A 19,695-nucleotide genomic window follows, 5' to 3' on the forward strand; every position below is an offset into this window, starting at 1 on the left:
ATAACTTACAACTAAAAATTAATCTTTACTATTAAACAATCAACAACATAGAGCGCTCATTTCAGGGTATAATAGCCCTCCTTTAATTCGACAGTTATTGTAAAAATATTTGAGTATTCATCTGTTTTATGGTATAAATGTCGGCTTTAAAATTTTCTGAATTGGTCAGCCTGTTATTTGCCTTTAGATAGCAGCAAAACCAGCTCAACCTTCATATAGTTTTGTTTGGTGCAAAGCTGCCGCTTGCTGTGTCCATGCCGCAAAAACGTGCAACTTGCCCAGACTGGTATGAGAAAAACTCATACCTCATAGATTAGGAGTTCGCCATGTCTCGAGTTTGCCAAGTGACTGGAAAGCGCCCTATGGTGGGTAATAATGTTTCGCATGCAAACAACAAAACCCGTCGTCGCTTTCTACCAAACCTTCACAACCATCGTTTTTGGGTAGAGTCTGAAAACCGCTTTGTACGTCTACGTGTGTCTACCAAAGGTATGCGCATCATTGACAAACTTGGTATCGATAAAGTGTTAGCGGATCTACGCGCACAAGGTCAAAAAGTTTAAGTTAAAAATAGCAGCTGGGTGATGACTCTCATCATTTAGGCTGCTGTTTTGCTACATTAATTGTGGCAACTCACTCTTTGAGACACGTACCTATCGTTTGAAGACCCCTCATTTACAGGAAAGCTATCATGAGAGATAAAATTAAATTAGTATCAACAGCTGGTACTGGGTATTACTACACCACTACTAAAAACAAGCGCACTATGCCTGGCAAAATGGAAATCAAAAAGTTTGATCCAAAAGTACGCCAGCACGTGATCTTTAAAGAAGCTAAAATCAAATAATCTTCATTTTATAAGTGGTATTATTTGAACAGAAAAAGGGTTTATCAATTGATAAACCCTTTTTTTATGCTTGTATATCTAGCTATCTTCAGCTCGCTAACAAACTAAAGATCAGCTGTAGTGCGTTGGTTCTTTATCATACACATGCGCATGCCACTTACTCATCTGCTTCTGCATAATGACCTGAATCGCAGCATGAATCATATGTTGACCAATGGCTTGAGTATCGCTACCAAGTAGTTCTTTTAGCTTGTCAGAAAAATCAATAGTCATCAGCGGTGCTTCATCTTGTTCAGCATCACGCAACAATAATCTACCATCATCTGCTTCCACCAACTCTAACGTGGTTTCTTTGGCAAATCCTGCAAACTGATCGCTACTCTCGTTATCTACTTCTATATCATTATCGATATCGTATGGCATTAATGTGTTCCTTATTATCCCGTTTAGTACTGGTAGAGAAACTAGTCATTGCAAAGCAGTCATTTTCTAAAAATAAACTCATTCAGCAAATCTATCGTCTTACAGTAACGCGGGTAAATCTGTCTTACTCATACAATGGACGCTTTAACATTGAAATTCAAGGGCTGTCACATAAGTCTTCGCTATAAAAGCAAACTTGAATGCCATGTCATTTGTATATATTAGTGCCAATAACGTAACTTTCCTAATGTAAATAAGAAGGCCACAAACATTCCAAGGTAATAAACCAGCTTTAGCTCAAGGCTAGGATCACGATATTTAAATGGCAGTGCAACGGTGGCAGTCGCAGTAGGCAATATCAGCAGCATAAGCAGCCAATTCTCAATGACATTTAGCCAACCTTGTAAGTCGGTTCCGTGACGTAGTGACGCCAATCCCATTAATAAACAAGCGATAATTAAGCTGGTAAATAAGCCATTTGGTAAGTCTTTAGGATAGATAATTTTAGCAATACTGGCTGGTACGATTCTCATATAAAATTCCAGTCATGCTTGTAGAACATGGCTTAATGATTAAAAATATAAAATATTACGACATTATATAAGCACGAATAAAAAATATAGGCGCGAATAAACGATACAGGCGCGAAAAAGCATTATATTTACAGCGAAACAACTTAACTGTAAGTGCCCATCAGCCATAGCATTGATATACAAGAGGTCAAATAACCCAAACTAATCGCATTCCAACTCTCGATATGCAGGCCCTTAACTTTATTAAGTATGCGAGAACCTACCCAAAAGAACAGCGGAATACCTAACATAAATGCAGGCACAATGACCGCTGCATGACGCAGCACGGTTTCGACATCATCACCTACCATCAGGCGAAAGCCATAACCTGCCAAACTAAGTACAAGTGCAAACATCGCTAAGCCAATGGTAATGCCTCTAGGTACCAAACTGCGCTGCGGTGTTTCACTTTCAAGTGATTGCCTAGCCTGCTGATTCAACGTCTCATGAGAACTTGCTTGCTCAGAAGGCTCTGTTGAACTGCTAGAATTGTTTGTGTCCATATTTCACCTTTACGTGACTGACCGTTATATAGAGTTGATTCAATTTAAAAGAGATACAAGGCAACTGAGTGCAGATGTATACGTGATACTTCAAGCGAGGTTAACGCTGTAGCTCTTTTATAGAGGATTAACTATATAGTCATAAGTTATACAGCACATTCTAATATTATTATGGCATGGCTAATAGCGTTTATTAACCATATCACACTCGCTAGCTGTTGTTGGCTAATAACAACTCTGCGCGCATCTCATCGATAGCCGCTTTATAATCTTCTTGATTGAATATTGCAGAACCCGCAACGAACATATCAGCGCCCGCTTCAGCAATCGCACGTATATTACTGGCTTTGATACCGCCATCAACTTCCAATCGAATATCTCGACCACTGGTAATGATACGCTGACGTACCTGACGGACTTTATCTAAAGTACTATCGATAAACGATTGACCACCGTAGCCAGGGTTCACACTCATTAATAAAATCTGATCTACTTTATCCATAACATAATCAAGATAATGTAATGGTGTCGCTGGGTTCAATACCAAGCCACACTCTGCACCGCCATCTTTGATCAGTTGAAGCGATCGATCGATATGAGCGCTGGCTTCAGGATGGAAGGTAATGATACTAGCACCCGCTTCCAAAAACTGCTCAATCATACTATCGACAGGTGAAACCATCAGATGCACATCAATTGGCGCTTCAACACCATAGTCACGCAAAGCCTTACAAATCATGCTACCAAACGTCAAATTGGGTACGTAATGGTTATCCATCACATCAAAATGAATCACATCGGCACCCGACTCTAGTACCTTCTCCACTTCTTCGCCCAACCGCGCGAAATCAGCTGAGAGTATCGACGGTGCAATAAGATAAGGTTTAGCAGGACTGTTCATAATTGAGCTACCTAATTCATGTTTATATAAGATATTGATAAATTAAAAAGGAAATTTCAAGCGGCTCACATATACTGAGAGCCTTTTATATATTGATGCTAAATACTTAGTGGTTTAGCGCTGCTTATATTGAGTTTTACAATAAGCACGGCCAACTTCGAAAGAGCGCTTTGCCTCATGCTTGGTAGCACGATTGCTCACTCTCTGACGCCATAAGCGAAAAGATGACGACTTTAACTCTTGGCGCATGAGTTTGATAACCCCAGTCTCATCGAGACCGTAGCTATGCTCTATAGCACCAAATGGCGTTCTATCTTCCCATGCCATCTCTATCACGCGAGATATTTGTACATCATCAAGTACTCTATCGCCAGCATCGTTAACGGTTTTTGCAATCAGCTCGTCTGACTTAGCTTGAGACACTTCATCATTATACTCATTGCTACGTTGTTTGTTTTTTAGAGCAGCATCCATATCAGCCTGCATAGTCGCTTTTGTAGAGCTCGTATCTGCTGACTTATTCTTTGAATTAGAAGCTGTCAAATCTTGATAACTTGCCATAAAAATCACCTTCTGAGCATGAATGGAATAACGAAAAATGCATTACGGTCATCTGAATGACATCTTAGCTCATTTGAGCCATATGCCAATGATGTTCGATATGATCATTAATCACCGTTTGGATAAAATAATAGCTGTGGTCATGCCCGGCTTGGTAGCGTAATGTTAAGGGCTGTTTGGCTTTTGCACAAGCGTCTTGTAGTTTAGAAGTCTGTAGCTGACCTTCTGCTAAGAAGTTATCAGCTGCGCCTTGATCAACCAAAATGCTCGAATACTGCTGACCGACCTTTTCAATCATCTGTGAGGCATCCGCTTGCGCCCATAGAGCCTTATCATCGCCGAAGTACTCTGTGTAGGCAGCTTGCCCCCATGCAGATTCACTAGCTGCGCATACTGGCGATAAAGCCGATACGCTGACAAACTTACTTGGGAACTTGAATCCTAGCAACAGCGCACCATGACCACCCATTGAATGTCCTGTGACACCGATGCTGTGGATAGGAAACTCTGAGCGTAGTAAGTCATATAGCTCATCAACAATGTAGCTTTGCATATTGAAGTTGTCTGACCAAGGCGCTTGGGTCGCGTCAACATAATAGCTAGCGCCTTGCCCGACAAAATAGCGATCGTCGTTTGGTACATCACTGTCGTCACTACTTCTAGGCGAAGTATCAGGTGCGATAAGTATCATACCAAGCTCGCTACATTTTTGCTGAAAATGCGCCTTATGAGTGACATTATCAGCATTACACGTCAGACCTGATAGGTACAGTATCGCAGGACAACGTCGTCCAGCCAAGGCTTCGTCAGGTAAATAAATACTAAACGTCATAGAGGTTTTGGTAGACGTCGACTCGTGACTATAATAATGCTGCTCACCGTTAAAGCAACGATTCACACTTTTTTGGGTAAGCTGTTTATTGGTAGATAAACTATGACTATAGGAATTTTGCATGAATGATATCCTTTTATTCAAAATAGAACCAATGACGATGTTTAATAAATGCTCATCATCTAATAGTAAATCTGATATTGGCATTTATTAAATGCCAAATCATACTTTGTATTTATTTAGCTATTCAGCAGCTATCTCTACTTCGTCTACCGATATATTAGTAGCACTGTCAGGTAGAATATTAACCGTTGTAGAAGTAGCATTATTTGTAATACTAGCAACGGATGGGCGCGCCTTATCAAACAATACTTGCTCAAACGCAGGCAATGCCGTCTCCATTAAACTACCAATCACCATTTGCGGCTCTGATGGCTCAAAGCCCATTGCGCTCTCACGCTCATTGACCCGTATACTGGCATCCTTAAAAGCCGACTCAAAACTGGTATTCCCTCGTAGACTTTCAGCAAAAAACGCTTGGCCAAAATAGGTCATCTCAGCTGTGTTGGTGCAGCCAAACGATGCTTTGTCAGCGGCTGATGCAGTAATCACTACCGTGGTTGGCGATGCCAACTCGTCAATAAACGAACCTGAGTAGCAAGCAGACACCACTATCACGCGCCAGCGAATACCAGACGCATCGAGCGCCTCACGCAACCATGTGGCATCTAAATTATCCATCGCAAGCGGTGGATTTGCCAACTGAACGATATCTTGGTTACCATGTGAAGACAACGTCAGGAACAATACATCTTCATCAGCGTTCATCTGCTGACCGATTTTCTTTAAGCCGCGCAAAATACTGGTCTTAGTAGCAATTGGTTCGTCTAACCAGCTATAAGTATTGTTAATCAGCGATAGTGAATGCCCGCTAGTACCAAAGCGTACATCAAACAGCTCGCGCACCTTGTTAATCTCAGAGCGAAAGACGTTTTGATCAGAGAATCCTGCGACTCCCATAAAGTACCAGTCGGTTTTGCCATCGATACTTGGGTCTATACTATCCAATGCTTGCTGTAATAGACGTGGCTGCTGATACAGTGCCGCCTCTTCTAATACAGGCTCTACAGGTATTTGCTTAAAGATCGGCTGATCTGCAACATTACGCTGCCAAATGGTCAGCAACGCTACCGCGCCAACCAATACAATGATTCGCTCCCACCATGGTATACGCATACGTCGGGAAAATATCCAAAGTAACGCTAGCGTTTGCCATAAGAACAATACTAAAAACAGTACTGGTAAGAACGAATAACTCCAATTTGGCAACCAACCATAGCTACCAAAAAACTGCACCAAGCTCTGTAATAGGGCTGACAATGTATCAGCGACCAACCACAGTACTACTGGTACAAATACCAATGCTTGGTTGCTGGCTCGCCGAGCCAAAATGATACCACCAAGCAAAATAATCATCGGCCAGATCAAATAACTGACCAATCCTTGCTCATTAAATATGCTGCCACTTTCAGCAGCTAACCATGAAAATAAGACATTACTACCAAGCGCCAATAGTGCAAATACGGCAAACTGTACAAAAGTAGGTTTAACCCAAGAAAAAGCCCGTGTTGAGCCCACCAGCATCCATAAGGTTGCAATAATATTGGCAGCGAAATTGAGCGAAAAACGCTGAAGCGAGACGGTTTTTAACGACGTAAGTGACAAAGACTTAGACCTCTAGCCAGTCGAGAAAAATAAAATGACTCAATGATAATTATCTTAATGTAACAGCCGCGCGGTGCAATCAATTGACGATTTTTTGTACAGCATGCAGACATCGATTTATATTGAATTCACGATGGAGTGATTATAGAAGATGACTAGCACTGCTTAATATTTTAGCTCGCTAATCTATCGCGATTGTAACGGATTGTCGGTTAAGAGGATAAGGCTGATTTGTAAAATTCACTCAAATTCGGCCAAAAATTCAAATAAAAAAGGAGGCCTCTTATATAAAGCCTCCCTTTTTTACTCATTACTAAACATTATCTCATCAATAGCTCATTGACGCGTTTTAGGTAAGCGGCTGGATCGTCTAGCTGACCGCCATCTGCCAATAATGCTTGATCAAAAATGACTTGCGCCAGATCATCAAACTGCTCACTGCTCTCAAGCTTCTTGATGAGTGGATGATCAGGGTTTACTTCTAGCGTTGGCTTACTTGCTGGTACGTCCTGACCCATTTGCTGTAGCATCTGAATCATTTGTGGTGATAGCTCACCTTCACCAACGACCAAACAAGCTGGACTATCGACTAAACGAGTAGACACTTTGACGTCTTTAGCACGCTCGCCCAATGCAGCTTTTAGTTTATCAACAACAGGCTTTAGCGTTTCTTGGGCTTTCTCCGCTTCCGCTTTTTCTTCATCATCCTGCAAGTCGCCTAGGTCTACTGCGCCTTTCGCGATGTTTTGCAGCGGTGTCTCATCGAATGAGGTCAAGAAGTTCATTGCCCATTCATCAACACGGCTAGTCATCAGGATAACTTCGATGCCTTTTTTCTTGAATAGCTCAAGTTGCGGGCTGTTTTTCGCAGCGGCTAGATTATCAGCGGTGAGGTAATATATAGCTTTTTGGCCATCTTTCATACGGCCTTTATAGTCTTCAAAGCTCGTCACTAGACCGTCTTGCGTGCTGGTGGCATAACGTAATAGCTTAGCAATACGTTCTTGATTGCCTGCGTCTTCGCCTAGACCTTCCTTGATAACATCACCAAACTCTGCATAGAATTGGGCAAATTTCTCTTGCTTATCATTGTCTTCGCTATTAGCAAGGCTTGCGAGTAAGGTTAAGATACGGCGAGCGTTACCATCACGGATAGATTTTACATCACGTGACTCTTGTAGTAGCTCACGGCTCACGTTTAATGGCAAGTCTGCTGAATCAATCACACCTTTCACGAAACGCAAATACATCGGTAGCAATTGCTCAGCTTCGTCCATAATAAAGACGCGCTTCACATACAGCTTTAGACCATGCTGCTGCTCACGAGTGTATAGATCGACTGGCGCTTTTTTAGGGATATATAGTAGCTGCGTATACTGTACGCGACCCTCTACACGGTTGTGCGTCCAAGTAAGCGGCGCATCCATGTCATAAGAAATATTCTTATAAAAATCGACATACTCATCATCTTCAATTTCAGAGCTAGAGCGCGTCCATAGTGCACTGGCTTTGTTTATGGTTTCCCACTCATCAGTGAGTACCATCTGGCCACCAGCAGGCGTGTCGTCGTTTTCGTCTTCTTTTACGTCTTCTTGCCAGATCTCTTTACGCATCTGAATCGGCAAGCTGATATGGTCAGAGTACTTATTAACCAAGCGCTTAATTTTACTACGATCTAAGTAGTTATCTTCGCCCTCGCTATATTCTTCTTTTAGATGCAAAGTAATCGCCGTACCGCGCGCGTCTTTGGTAATAGGCTCAACAGTAAAACTACCAGTACCATCTGATACCCAGCGCACGCCTTTATCAGCAGGCTCGCCCGCTTTACGCGATTCGACACTGATGGTATCAGCCACGATAAAACCTGAGTAAAAACCAACACCGAACTGACCAATCAATTGTCCGTCTTGTTTCTGTGATTCAGACAATTTGTCTAAAAACGCCTTGGTGCCTGATTTAGCAATCGTACCTAAGTTTTCGATTGCATCGGCTTCGTTCATACCAATACCATTGTCGGTAAAGGTAATAGTTTTGGCAGCTTCATCAACAGCGATGCGGATTTTTAATTCGCCATCATCTTCATAAAGGCTATCATCATTTGTGCCTTCAAAGCGCAACTTATCACAAGCATCCGACGCATTAGATACCAACTCGCGGACAAAAATATCAGCGTTAGAATATAGTGAATGCGTTACCAAATGCAGTAACTGCGCCACTTCAGCTTCAAACGTATGTTTTTTTAATTCTGGATTCAGACCTTCAGCTTGAGTTGCTTCACTCATAAAAACTCCTTTAAATTCTATGAAAGACCTATTATCAGATAACGATACACTCACCAAAGATGCTCTAATAATATTAGAGAACCCGCCGTATGCAATACCGTTAAACTGTCTATACTAATAGGGGCATTGAGAAAAAATTCAAGCTCAAAATCTTTATTCAATAAAAAACACCGCGCTTGTTTACCAAGGCGGTGTTCTGGTATCAGTTATTTGTTTGCTTGGTTTTTACTTACTTCGTCATTTAATTGCTCAGTTATTTTCTGATATAGCAATCAACGCGCAAACGATAGCAACTATTCTGAATATGCTTCTATCAATATATCCCAGAGAGTCGTCAGCTTTTTTGAAAATTGAGTATGGGTTTTCATAGTAACCTCTATGTCGATTAACATCAGCTTGTTAGTAATATTGTCTTGTTAGCTACTATTAAAACCATTTCTCTATTATTTGTATAATTAATTGATTACAACGTGTAGTTTCATTTTTCAAAACTATAGCCTGACTGACTCTTAGCCTTTTAACGTGGCATAGGGCGAATAGTAAGGATTTGCTCACTGCGACCAAAAGGGCCGTATACATCGTGCAATACCGCACTGGTCAATCCGATACCATCATCGCCATATTGTTGTACAGCCTCGATACCCAGCCAACGACCTTTTGGCGAGCGATGCATATGGATTTGCAAATCAGTATTGGGAAACATCCATTCTAACTTAGATAAACCAAGACCCAATCTTGGTACAACACCATTAGCAGTATCGACCATACCTAACAGATGCACCAAATCATCAGTCGGCTCGCCTTCAATCATGTCGAGATCATTGGTAATCCATACCATACCGCGGCCAGAACGACGGTCTTCTGTCGCTACTAGACGTACGCTTTCAATAAAGCCGCCCGGCCAGCCTTTCATGCCTTCCCAAACTGGCAATTCCTCAGGTTTATATTCTGCTGGTTGATCTTCAAGTCCGGCAATCTCGCTGGTATCTTGAGTAATCAGTCGCCATGCTCTTGCAATGATGGCGTCACGGCCACGGCTACTCATGACCGCTTCGACCAGCTCAATAGTCTTACCCGGTCGGATACAGCGAGTAGTAATAGTAAAATCGTCAAGCGGTATTAGCCCCAAGATATCGAGGCTCACACGTGCGATACGGGTATTAGGTTGTGGCGCGAAGCTGTTGATCTCAGCTGTTAATAGACCTGTTGCTGGCGCCATGTGCTGCTCATGCTCATTCCAAGCACCTTGTGCATGCTTGGTTGGCTGATAATGCGCCACACTGACACCGTCTTCTTGTAATTCTCGTTTAACAAATTTGTAATAAGCAGTCATAGCTATCCTATATTTGGCACTTTCACCTGTATTTTTATTTATGCTTGTACTTTTTATTTATGGATAATCTCTCGTTTTCTTAGCGTGAGAATACGGCGAGCTTTTTGTATAAAAAATAACAAACAGATCATAACTACTGCGAGCATCGCGTAGAAAAAGCTTTTTTCTGCCATAAACTTCATGATATTCATAAACAATACAAAAACCACTGCTGCCATCACTAGCATATTGAGCTTTAGTTGCTTGTTGACTTCAGCGAGTGTGGCCTCTGCCAATACAAATCTGGCTTTTGGTTCTTTCATGCGACCTTATCCATATCAATGATGGTTCATACAAATATAAATACAAACACTAATTACTTACCAACCTGAGTGACAGGAATCCGCAACGCTTTTGGCAGACTAAACGTCACATTTTCTTCAATACCAGATAGCTCACTAGGCAGATCACCACCCCAGTCTTGCAACTGTTGCAATACTTCTTGGATCAACACTTCGGGCGCGGATGCACCAGCGGTCACGCCTATACTCTGCACACCATCTAACCAACGCTTGTCCATCTCACTGGCATTATCGATTAGGTACGCTCGGCAATTCATACGCTCAGCCAGCTCACGCAAGCGATTGGAGTTTGATGAGTTTGGTGAACCGACTACCAAAACCACTTCACAGCGACTGGCCAAATCTTTGACCGCATCTTGACGGTTCTGTGTGGCATAGCAAATGTCGTCTTTGCGAGGGCCTTGGATACTAGGAAATTTTTCACGCAGCGCATCGATAACGCGAGCAGTATCATCCATCGACAAGGTTGTCTGAGTCACAAATGCCAAGCGTTCGGCATCTTGGACAGTCAACGCGGCCACATCACCTTCATCTTCGACCAGATGAATCTGCCCACCATGGCGACGGTTGAAACGCCCCATAGTACCCTCGACTTCTGGGTGTCCTGCATGTCCTATTAACACTGCATCCATCCCATCTTGCGCAAACTTTGCCACTTCGATATGTACTTTAGTTACCAAAGGGCATGTTGCATCGAAAACCGTCAAATCTCGGCGCTCTGCTTCATCTTCAACTGCTTTAGAGACCCCATGAGCGGAGAAAATAACGATAGAGCCGTCTGGCACTTCGTGAAGCTCTTCAACAAATACCGCACCACGATTGGCCAAGTCTGACACCACAAACTTATTATGCACAACTTCATGACGGACATAAATGGGCGGCTCGAAACGTGTCAATGCTTCATTAACAATTGCAATTGCACGGTCCACACCAGCACAAAATCCACGGGGATTGGCAAGATAAATTTGCATAAAAAGGCCTATCATTGGATAATTTATAGTTAAAACGTATTTTTGAATTTTTTATTCAAAAGTTGGGGCGAAATCAATGCTCTACTTTAGCATAATTTGCTTTTATCGCTCTCTAAAATAGCTGTCTACTCATAGCAATATTTTGTGGGCAAATCTCAGCATACTTACGACATATTGCAAAACCAGCTTTAACTTGTATAAAAGCAGTTTATAATAATGCATCTATTATAATTTCTATCGCCATACATGATGGCGTTTTTTATTTTTTCCAGTCTTTGTTTTGACTGAGGCACTGCTTAACTTTTTATCAAGACACATTTATTACAATACATTTTACGAGTTACTAAGACACCTTCTATTAGGATAAATTGTATGACAGGTTCATTATTCATCGTTACTGCCGCTTCAGGTACTGGCAAGACCTCACTGGTCAAACAGTTGCTTGCTACCACCAATGATTTGACTGTCAGCGTCTCACATACGACTCGCGCACCGCGTCCAGGCGAGATTGACGGTCAGCACTATCATTTCACAGATACCGATAGTTTTACCAATGGTATCAATGCGGGTCTATTTCTAGAGCATGCTGAAGTATTTGGTAACTATTATGGCACGTCAGAGGAAAGTGTCCGTACCCAACTAGCGGCGGGTATCGACGTTATTTTGGAGATTGACTGGCAAGGCGCGACGCAAATCAGAAATATTTTTCCCGATGCCATTATGGTTTTTATTCTACCACCTAGCATTGCGACATTACGTCAACGTCTCTCAACCCGCGCGCAGGATTCTGTAGAAGTTATAGAGCGCCGTCTAGCTGGCGCGGTCACCGAAATGGCACAATACGTGAATGCTGACTATGTAGTGATCAATGATAATTTTGATGTAGCCTTAGCTGAGCTAAAAGCCATCATCGTGGCCGACAGGCAGACACTTGGTCGTCAGCAGCAGCGCTATCATCGCACGATTAGCAACTTGCTAAACACTCAGGTAGAAGAGTAAACTAAGCACAAGCAGCTAATCTCGTAAGTAGATATAAAAAGCAACTACGCGACTTGGCAAAAAATGCTATAATATTTAGCTATCCCCCTTTATATTTTTGATATTATTTTTATTGAGTGGCGGGCAAGATCCGTTACTAATAAAAACAACCGAGGTAGCTATTTATGGCACGAGTGACGATTGAAGATTGTTTGGATAATGTTGATAATCGCTTTGAGCTAATTTTGGTCGCAAGCAAACGCGCCCGTCAATTGGCCAAAGGTATTGCCGAGCCGTTGGTTGACGTTGATAACGACAAGCCTACAGTATTGGCATTACGTGAAATTGCCGCTGGCAAAATCACACGCGACATTCTAAATCAGCCAGAGCATAATTTTGCTACTAGCTCATTAGATTTAGCATTGTCAGGCGACCACAGCTTCTAATAAGCTGTTTTGATAAGATGTATTTTATAAAGCCAATCGTGTTTTTATAAAATAAATACACATCTTGATCAACTATAAAGACCACAGCATAGGCTGTGGTTTTTTGGTTGTGACAATAATGTATTGGCTATTTTGGTCACCATTTATCCCCAAAATAGACCACTGAGTGAAATTTTTTCATCGCCCACACGCTTATCAGTTGACATTGAAAGCGATTTGCGATTAATTAGAGAATGGCGTACTCATCCTTAAGTTTTGTATGGTAGGTCATTATTTAGCCTCCATTTGCTTCGGTAAGTGGCCCAACAAGTAGGTCATGGAAAATAGGATCATCATTTTATGAGTCAAACCCTACCCAAACTCAGTCATCACCTCGTCGATGATGCTCAATATAATTTACTACGTTCAGTAGGTTATCTCACTGCTGCTGAGCGCCGTGATATTGTTGATGCTTGTGAGTTCGGAGATATTGCGCACATTAAAGACAAGCGCAAATCAGGGGAACCTTATATCACGCATCCAATCGCTGTCGCTGAGATACTAGCGGGCTTTCGCTTAGATCGAGATACCATCATTGCAGCAATTTTGCATGATACGGTCGAAGACACCGAAGTCAGTGATGAGCAAATCAAGCAGCGTTATGGTGAAATTGTATCAAGACTGGTCGATGGTGTGACCAAGCTAAAGTCATCTTCACATAACAAGCAGCAAAATAAAGCGGCCACCTTTCATAAAATTTTGACCGCCACCCTCGCTGATCCGCGTGTACTTATTATCAAGCTTGCTGACCGTCTACATAATATGTCTACGCTTGACGCAGTACGTCCTGAGAAGCAGCGCACTACAGCTCAAGAAACCTTAGATTTTTATGTACCATTTGCACGATTAATGGGTCTGAATGATATTGCTGACTATATCGAAGTATTGTGTTATCGCAATTTAGACTCTGATATGTACAATAAGCTGTCTGACAAACTGCTACAGCATGGGCTTGGACGAAACTTTCAAAGAGAGTCCATTCATCGCTATTTGAGTATCGTGCTAAATAACTTGGATCTCAATGGTCTGGTCAAAGTGTTAGACAATCGCGTGGTGATATATCGTCAGTTTTTCCGCAATCGCGGTGAGATTAATGCGCTACTGCGTCACTATGCGTTTGAGATCGTCCTCGACAATATCGAAGCCTGCGACAAGCTGGCCTATTATTTGATCAAAAAATATCAGATTGATGATACTCATATTGCGGATAACATTCGTCGACCGCTACCAGGCGGTAACCAATCCCTCACCCTCATCTATGAGCGTGATAATGACGTGGTAAAGGTCACTATATTGACTAAGCAAATGCAGAGCGCCGCTAGACTTGGGGTCATCGGCGCAGAGCACGCATCTGATGTCAGTCAGTCGGTTATCCAAGCGTCATTACGCAACATGAAAGATTTGGTCGATGAAGATAATCTGAATGAAAATAGTCCTGATTTCTCAGCGGCAGTCTCTACTATTAATGAGCTTATGGATTATCTGCACTCTAGTAAAATCATTTGCTACAGTCCTCAAGGGCGTGCTTACGAGCTTCCTCAAGGGGCAACGGCGCTAGATTTTGCCTACGCGGTCGGTCCTATGATTGGTAACGTTGCCGTTGGTGCAAATATCGATGGTAAAGCTGCAAAGCTCGGCACTGTAGTAAAAAATGGACAGTCCGTTGAGATAGAAGTAAACAGTCACTCAGAACCAAAAGCGGAGTGGTTGGGATTTGTAGTGACCAACAAAGCCCGTGAAGAAATTTTACGTTGGTTCAAAGATCTATCTGTCGCTGACAAACAACACCATGGCAGGCAAGCCTTAGATCGTGCGCTCAGAACGCATCAGAAAAGTTTTGATGATTTGACAGATGCTGATTGGAAAGACCTGACTGAATGGCGCGGTCTGACAGAAAAAGATGCGTTATTTGAACAAATAAGCTCAGGTACGCTGCTTCCTCAGCTAGTCGTGACACGTTTGTTTAGCGATGAGCTGAGCGACCTACAGGCGAAAGTACATAGCGATGACATGACCCAACCGCAACAGCTGATTGCAAATGCTGCTGGCGTCGAGCTTGATTTTGCTAATTGTTGTCATCCAATATATGGCGACCCTATCGTAGGGCATTTATCGCGTCATGGTTTGGTCGTTCATCGTCATAAGTGTTTCTCACTGGATGATATCCGTAAGGACAATCCTTATCAGGTCATCCAATTACGTTGGCGCAATGACAATGCAGTCAAACAAGGCGACATCGGCGAGCATGACCTAAAAAATAGCGGCAAGATTCGTTTTCCTGCTTACTTAAAGCTTTCTATTGCACTTAGTGACGAGCAAATCAGTGAAGTTATCTATCACTTACGCCAGCTCAATATGGGTGTGGAAACCGTTGATGTTCGCAATACTGATACCATCATTCATATCGTGGTACGTAGTCGCAACCACTTAGCACAGGGTATTCGTGAACTACGCTCGCTGCTAGGTTTCCCTAACATTATACGGTTATATCAATTATAATAAGCGCATTTGCTGATTTGCATCACTGCTATAATTGTGATGCAAATAGCTAAAATAGAACTGCTATTCTAGTAGCAATGAATCACTCACATAAAATACAAAAGGGACATCCCATGACTCGTCAAACCATCCAAACTGATAAAGCACCTGCAGCAGTTGGCACCTATTCTCAAGCTGTAAAAGTCGGCAATACTGTTTATATCTCAGGTCAGCTTGGTTTTGATCCTGACACGATGGAGCTAAGAGAAGGTTTTAAAGCACAAGCTGAGCAAGTATTTGAAAACATCAAAGCTATCTGTGAAGCAGCTGGTGGCAGTCTAAATGACGTGGTCAAATTCAATGTATCTTTGACTGACTTGAGTGATTTTGCTGTCTTGAACGAAGTGTTTGTCGCCAATCTAAGCGAGCCATACCCTGCCCGCGCTGCCGTTCAAGTAGCTGCTCTACCTAAAGGTGGCGTGGTAGAAATCGAGTCTATTCTTTATATCGAGTAAGATGATATTTGATGCTTAATATTAGGTACTAATTGTTAAGCATCATTATTAAGTGCTCATTTTAGCAACAGCCTATAAGTTATATCACAATAAGCTTAGCATCATGCTAAGCTTATTGGTCTCCGTTCTATTATTCTGATCTCATATTCACCTAATAAGACTGCGAAGCCGTTTATGTTGGTACAAGTTGCTCTGCCCGTTCCCCTTTATCGGGTGTTTGACTATAGCCTACCAGCTGATATGCTTGCTTTGCCAGACAGTGCGATACCGCAAATTGGCAGCCGTGTTGAAGTTTCGTTTGGTCGTCAGACTCTGATTGGCATTGTGATTGCTCATATTTCACAAGACGATAGCAGCGTACCTGTTAATAAAATCAAACCTATTAATAAATGTCTAGATGCTGAGCCTATTTTGGACGCGGACATGCTCAAGCTTGCCTACTGGTTAGCCCGCTATTACCATTATCCACTTGGCGACGTGTTAGCAGTTATCCTGCCAAGCCTTGTTCGTCAAGGCAAACCATTAGATTTACTGATTACCCATTGGCGAATTTTGCCTCATATCACTGATGATGATTTTCGAGCCAATGCCAAGAAACAAAAGCAGCAGTTCGACATGCTAAAGCTACATGGTCAGCACGGCGCAAGCGAAGATGTATTGCTACTAGAAGGGATGCAACGAGCATTTTTAAAGACGCTAGAAGATAAAGGGCTAGTCGAGCGCTATATTCAGCCAAAACAAGCACCTGCTCCAGTTAAACTGGCAAAAATGCCACTTGATCTCAATGATGAGCAGAAACTTGCGGTTGACGCTATTATTGCTGCACACGAATCCGATACTTATACTGGTTTTTTGCTCAACGGTATTACTGGGAGTGGTAAAACCGAAGTTTATCTGCAAGCGATGCAAGCTGTACTAGAGGCTGGTAAACAGGTTCTTATTTTAGTACCAGAGATTGGCCTCACACCGCAAACGCGGGCAAGGTTTGCCAGTCGGTTCGCCGCCCACATTGTGCTATTGCACTCTGGCATGACCAACACTCATCGCTTACAAGGTTGGCAAGACTGCCGCACGGGGCATGCACAAATCGTGATCGGTACACGTTCAGCTGTGCTATACCCCTTTGCAGACTTAGGCTTGATTGTCGTTGATGAAGCGCATGATGGATCGTACAAGCAACAAGACACGTTACGTTATCATGCTGCTGATATCGCTCTCTATCGAGGTTTGCAGTACAAAATCCCAGTCATACTCGGTACTGCCACGCCTTCTCTTGAGCATTTAAAACTGGTCGATGATGGCAAACTAGCAGAATACCAACTGCTTACTCGTCCGGGCAATGCCAAACCTGCAACCATGCAACTGATCGATGCTCGCTTGCAAAGTACCCATCAACAAGCACAAGATGACGGTGCGCGCTATGATACAGGGCTGACGGATGCCATGATCGGGGCGATACGGCAAACGCTAGAGGCCGGTGATCAAGTACTAATATTTTTGAATCGTCGTGGCTATGCGCCTGTTCTATTGTGCGAGGCTTGTGGCTGGCAAGCAGATTGTCCGCGCTGTGACGCTCACCTGACCGTTCACTATAATATCCAATCCCAGCGAAACAGTTATTCAAGCAACTCTTACTTAAAATGCCATCATTGCGATTGGCAAGCCTATATCCCTACCGTATGCCCTGATTGTGGTAGTCAAAACCTAGACGCCAAAGGCATGGGAACGACAAGGCTCAGCGAAAATCTACACGCAATCTTTGCCAACCCTCAAACTAGCAAAGAGCTCTATCCGATTATTCAGATAGACCGTGATACCACAAAACGCAAAGACAGCTGGGAAAACATTTACGAGCAAATTAATAAAGGCAACCCTGCCATATTGGTCGGTACACAGATGGTTGCCAAAGGTCATCACTTCCCCAACGTTACATTGGTTTGCTTACCCAATGCCGATCGCGGATTTTTATCAGCAGACTTCCGCTCACCAGAACATACCGCACAGCTCATGATTCAGGTGGCTGGCCGTGCTGGTCGAGGTGACAAAGCTGGCCGCGTATTGATTCAAACGTTGCAACCTGATAACGAGTTACTATTGAAACTGGTCAAAGACGGCTACTTGTCATTCGCGCGCGAGTTATTGCAAGAGCGTCAAATGATGGGCTTACCTCCTCATCGACATGCTGCATTGATACGCTGTGAAGGCAAAACATTAGCAGCTACTACTCAAGCGCTCAAGGATGCTATTGCGCATTTGCCGAATGCTCATAACCTCGCTGTTCTCGGTCCTATTGATGCGCCCATGAGTAAAAAGAACAGTCGCTATCATGCTCAGCTTTTGCTATTGGCTAAAGACCGCCGTCAATTGCACCATGTGTTGGGACAGTGGTGGCAGCCAGTGCTTGCCCTACCAAGCGCTAAATACCTTAAGCTTACTTTGGACATTGATCCTGTCGGTTGGTAGTTCTCACTTAGTTCTCAACAAATAGGTGTGTATCTTTCTGCTCCTCCTCTCATCATGTTTACTTCGTCGTTACAGCTTCTCATGCTTGGCTATGTTAAATTTATAACCATCAAATGGTATGCGGCAAAGGCTCTACGCCTACTCTACCCATAGCAAGCATCACTTATTAGTAAACGTCACTTATCAGTAAACATCATCTATCGAACGCAACTATCAGCGAATTTGAGTATTATTATGAATGCAAATAATCCAAACTCTGACGAGCACAATCATAGCCAACAGCATGATAATACGGATGTGCCTAAGTACGTTCGCGAAGATGAAGAAAATAACTACACCCAGGGAAATCAAGGCCATCACGATCATGATGAGCATCTAGAACAGACAACCACAGCACGAGATACCAAAGGCTATCAGCGTACCTTGCTGTTCAGCTTTATTATCATTACTGGTTATATGTTTATCGAAGCCATTGGTGGTTGGCTCACCGGTAGTTTGGCCTTGCTATCTGATGCAGGGCATATGTTGAGCGATGCGATAGCGCTTGGTGCCACTTTGGTCGCATTTAAAATCGGCGAAAAAGCGGCCACTCACCAGAAAACTTTCGGCTACAAGCGCTTTGAGATATTAGTTGCTACGGTAAATGGCGCAACACTTGTCATAATCGCTTTGATGATTTTTTATGAAGCGATTAAACGCTTTAACTCACCGCCAGAAATTGCGACCCAAGGCATGCTTATCGTGGCGACTATCGGTATGCTGATTAATATTCTGGTCGCTTGGCTAATGCACCGAGGTAGTCAAGGTGACGAGTCACATGGCCATAATCATGGTACGGATGATGCCAAGGTCACAGAGCAGAAACCTAATAATGCAGAACCCGTTAACCTCAATATGCAAAGCGCTTATTTGCACGTGCTGAGTGACTTATTAGGGTCAGTAGCTGCGATTATCGCTGCACTACTTATGATGGGTTTTGGTTGGGTATGGGCAGATGCAGTGGCATCAGTAATCGTTGCCGTGCTTATTTTAATCAGTGGCTACCGCGTCGTACGTGATTCTGTGCATATATTGATGGAAGGAACGCCTGCCAATATATCGCTCGTCGATGTGGAGCAAAAATTACTCGAAGACTCTCAAGTACAAAAAGTACATGACCTACATGTTTGGAGTATTACTAGCGGACTTAATGCCCTCTCTTGTCACGTAGTAGTAGATGGTGAGATGAGTATCCATGAATCAAATATTCTGATTGCCAGTCTCGAGCAAAGACTGCTAGAGCTTGGTATTCACCATGCTACTATTCAGGTCGAAAGCTCGTCTCACCCGCAGAATATCTCACATAGCGATGCCTTGGTCTGTGATATTTCGGGACATCTACCTGATGACAATAATCATATTGGTCATAACCATTAACGTTAAATTATCAGCTAAGTGACTGAATAAAGAAGTCAGTAACTTGAAACACGGCCTAGAAAATACAAG

19 protein-coding genes are annotated in these 19,695 nt (G+C 42.9%); 8 read left to right on the plus strand and 11 right to left on the minus strand.

The annotated features are described in order from the left end of the window. The first annotated feature begins 326 nt into the window (after positions 1 to 326). Positions 327 to 563 carry a 50S ribosomal protein L28 gene (gene rpmB / locus V6252_RS09525; protein ID WP_057761372.1) on the plus strand — a complete coding sequence of 79 codons (237 nt, stop codon included), beginning with the start codon at positions 327 to 329 and terminating at the stop codon, positions 561 to 563. A 128-nt stretch (positions 564 to 691) separates the two neighbouring features. Then, positions 692 to 847: a 50S ribosomal protein L33 gene (gene rpmG, locus V6252_RS09530; RefSeq protein ID WP_010201403.1), complete on the plus strand. Its 156-nt coding sequence runs from the start codon at positions 692 to 694 to the stop codon at positions 845 to 847. Between the two features lie 111 nt (positions 848 to 958). Here rpmG and V6252_RS09535 read toward each other — a convergent pair whose 3' ends face one another. The 11 genes from V6252_RS09535 to ispH form a co-directional block, all read right to left on the minus strand. Continuing rightward, positions 959 to 1,270, minus strand: coding sequence for a hypothetical protein (locus tag V6252_RS09535; RefSeq protein ID WP_101205798.1), 312 nt, complete (start codon positions 1,268 to 1,270; stop codon positions 959 to 961). A 221-nt stretch (positions 1,271 to 1,491) separates the two neighbouring features. Beyond that, positions 1,492 to 1,803: a hypothetical protein gene (locus V6252_RS09540; RefSeq protein ID WP_057761376.1), complete on the minus strand. Its 312-nt coding sequence runs from the start codon at positions 1,801 to 1,803 to the stop codon at positions 1,492 to 1,494. Positions 1,804 to 1,946: 143 nt separating this feature from the next. Continuing rightward, entirely contained in the window at positions 1,947 to 2,345 is a 399-nt protein-coding gene (locus tag V6252_RS09545) for a hypothetical protein (protein ID WP_341610230.1), read from the minus strand. A 211-nt stretch (positions 2,346 to 2,556) separates the two neighbouring features. After that, positions 2,557 to 3,246, minus strand: a complete 690-nt coding sequence (gene rpe, locus V6252_RS09550) for a ribulose-phosphate 3-epimerase (RefSeq protein WP_057761380.1) — start codon at positions 3,244 to 3,246, stop codon at positions 2,557 to 2,559. 114 nt (positions 3,247 to 3,360) lie between these two features. Then, positions 3,361 to 3,591, minus strand: a complete 231-nt coding sequence (locus V6252_RS09555; protein WP_394124996.1) for a TIGR03643 family protein — start codon at positions 3,589 to 3,591, stop codon at positions 3,361 to 3,363. A 280-nt stretch (positions 3,592 to 3,871) separates the two neighbouring features. Continuing rightward, complete coding sequence (gene fghA / locus V6252_RS09560) at positions 3,872 to 4,762, minus strand: S-formylglutathione hydrolase (RefSeq protein ID WP_341610231.1); 891 nt, start codon at positions 4,760 to 4,762, stop codon at positions 3,872 to 3,874. Between the two features lie 120 nt (positions 4,763 to 4,882). Beyond that, complete coding sequence (locus V6252_RS09565) at positions 4,883 to 6,364, minus strand: C13 family peptidase (RefSeq protein ID WP_341610232.1); 1,482 nt, start codon at positions 6,362 to 6,364, stop codon at positions 4,883 to 4,885. A gap of 320 nt (positions 6,365 to 6,684) precedes the next feature. Continuing rightward, positions 6,685 to 8,646 (minus strand): molecular chaperone HtpG, encoded by a 1,962-nt coding sequence (gene htpG / locus V6252_RS09570; RefSeq protein WP_341610233.1) that lies wholly within the window; start codon positions 8,644 to 8,646, stop codon positions 6,685 to 6,687. 517 nt (positions 8,647 to 9,163) lie between these two features. Then, on the minus strand, positions 9,164 to 9,979 hold the full coding sequence (locus V6252_RS09575; RefSeq protein WP_341610234.1) for a thioesterase family protein: 816 nt from the start codon (positions 9,977 to 9,979) through the stop codon (positions 9,164 to 9,166). Between the two features lie 53 nt (positions 9,980 to 10,032). Continuing rightward, on the minus strand, positions 10,033 to 10,281 hold the full coding sequence (locus tag V6252_RS09580; RefSeq protein ID WP_341610235.1) for a hypothetical protein: 249 nt from the start codon (positions 10,279 to 10,281) through the stop codon (positions 10,033 to 10,035). 53 nt (positions 10,282 to 10,334) lie between these two features. Further along, positions 10,335 to 11,291, minus strand: a complete 957-nt coding sequence (gene ispH / locus V6252_RS09585) for a 4-hydroxy-3-methylbut-2-enyl diphosphate reductase (protein ID WP_057761392.1) — start codon at positions 11,289 to 11,291, stop codon at positions 10,335 to 10,337. Positions 11,292 to 11,663: 372 nt separating this feature from the next. Here ispH and gmk point away from each other — a divergent pair, with 372 nt between their 5' ends. The 6 genes from gmk (at position 11,664) to V6252_RS09615 (ending at position 19,626) form a co-directional block, all read left to right on the plus strand. Further along, complete coding sequence (gene gmk, locus V6252_RS09590; RefSeq protein ID WP_102091897.1) at positions 11,664 to 12,290, plus strand: guanylate kinase; 627 nt, start codon at positions 11,664 to 11,666, stop codon at positions 12,288 to 12,290. Positions 12,291 to 12,454: 164 nt separating this feature from the next. Beyond that, positions 12,455 to 12,715: a DNA-directed RNA polymerase subunit omega gene (gene rpoZ / locus V6252_RS09595; protein ID WP_057761396.1), complete on the plus strand. Its 261-nt coding sequence runs from the start codon at positions 12,455 to 12,457 to the stop codon at positions 12,713 to 12,715. A gap of 339 nt (positions 12,716 to 13,054) precedes the next feature. Continuing rightward, positions 13,055 to 15,253 (plus strand): RelA/SpoT family protein, encoded by a 2,199-nt coding sequence (locus tag V6252_RS09600; RefSeq protein ID WP_057761397.1) that lies wholly within the window; start codon positions 13,055 to 13,057, stop codon positions 15,251 to 15,253. Between the two features lie 113 nt (positions 15,254 to 15,366). Further along, entirely contained in the window at positions 15,367 to 15,747 is a 381-nt protein-coding gene (locus tag V6252_RS09605) for a RidA family protein (RefSeq protein WP_057761400.1), read from the plus strand. A 174-nt stretch (positions 15,748 to 15,921) separates the two neighbouring features. Beyond that, entirely contained in the window at positions 15,922 to 18,210 is a 2,289-nt protein-coding gene (locus V6252_RS09610; protein ID WP_341610236.1) for a primosomal protein N', read from the plus strand. A 234-nt stretch (positions 18,211 to 18,444) separates the two neighbouring features. Beyond that, on the plus strand, positions 18,445 to 19,626 hold the full coding sequence (locus V6252_RS09615) for a cation diffusion facilitator family transporter (RefSeq protein ID WP_341610237.1): 1,182 nt from the start codon (positions 18,445 to 18,447) through the stop codon (positions 19,624 to 19,626). Positions 19,627 to 19,695: the final 69 nt, after the last annotated feature.

The organism is Psychrobacter proteolyticus (assembly GCF_038155145.1).
Lineage (GTDB): Bacteria > Pseudomonadota > Gammaproteobacteria > Pseudomonadales > Moraxellaceae > Psychrobacter > Psychrobacter proteolyticus_B.

Bases quoted from the DNA above. Each gene is read 5' to 3' on its own strand.
- rpmB (WP_057761372.1), top strand. From the start codon at position 327: ATGTCTCGAGTTTGCCAAGTGACTGGAAAGCGCCCTATGGTGGGTAAT.
- rpmG (WP_010201403.1), top strand. From the start codon at position 692: ATGAGAGATAAAATTAAATTAGTATCAACAGCTGGTACTGGGTATTAC.
- V6252_RS09535 (WP_101205798.1), bottom strand. From the start codon at position 1,270: ATGCCATACGATATCGATAATGATATAGAAGTAGATAACGAGAGTAGC.
- V6252_RS09540 (WP_057761376.1), bottom strand. From the start codon at position 1,803: ATGAGAATCGTACCAGCCAGTATTGCTAAAATTATCTATCCTAAAGAC.
- V6252_RS09545 (WP_341610230.1), bottom strand. From the start codon at position 2,345: ATGGACACAAACAATTCTAGCAGTTCAACAGAGCCTTCTGAGCAAGCA.
- rpe (WP_057761380.1), bottom strand. From the start codon at position 3,246: ATGAACAGTCCTGCTAAACCTTATCTTATTGCACCGTCGATACTCTCA.
- fghA (WP_341610231.1), bottom strand. From the start codon at position 4,762: ATGCAAAATTCCTATAGTCATAGTTTATCTACCAATAAACAGCTTACC.
- htpG (WP_341610233.1), bottom strand. From the start codon at position 8,646: ATGAGTGAAGCAACTCAAGCTGAAGGTCTGAATCCAGAATTAAAAAAA.
- V6252_RS09575 (WP_341610234.1), bottom strand. From the start codon at position 9,979: ATGACTGCTTATTACAAATTTGTTAAACGAGAATTACAAGAAGACGGT.
- V6252_RS09580 (WP_341610235.1), bottom strand. From the start codon at position 10,281: ATGAAAGAACCAAAAGCCAGATTTGTATTGGCAGAGGCCACACTCGCT.
- ispH (WP_057761392.1), bottom strand. From the start codon at position 11,291: ATGCAAATTTATCTTGCCAATCCCCGTGGATTTTGTGCTGGTGTGGAC.
- gmk (WP_102091897.1), top strand. From the start codon at position 11,664: ATGACAGGTTCATTATTCATCGTTACTGCCGCTTCAGGTACTGGCAAG.
- rpoZ (WP_057761396.1), top strand. From the start codon at position 12,455: ATGGCACGAGTGACGATTGAAGATTGTTTGGATAATGTTGATAATCGC.
- V6252_RS09600 (WP_057761397.1), top strand. From the start codon at position 13,055: ATGAGTCAAACCCTACCCAAACTCAGTCATCACCTCGTCGATGATGCT.
- V6252_RS09605 (WP_057761400.1), top strand. From the start codon at position 15,367: ATGACTCGTCAAACCATCCAAACTGATAAAGCACCTGCAGCAGTTGGC.
- V6252_RS09610 (WP_341610236.1), top strand. From the start codon at position 15,922: ATGTTGGTACAAGTTGCTCTGCCCGTTCCCCTTTATCGGGTGTTTGAC.
- V6252_RS09615 (WP_341610237.1), top strand. From the start codon at position 18,445: ATGAATGCAAATAATCCAAACTCTGACGAGCACAATCATAGCCAACAG.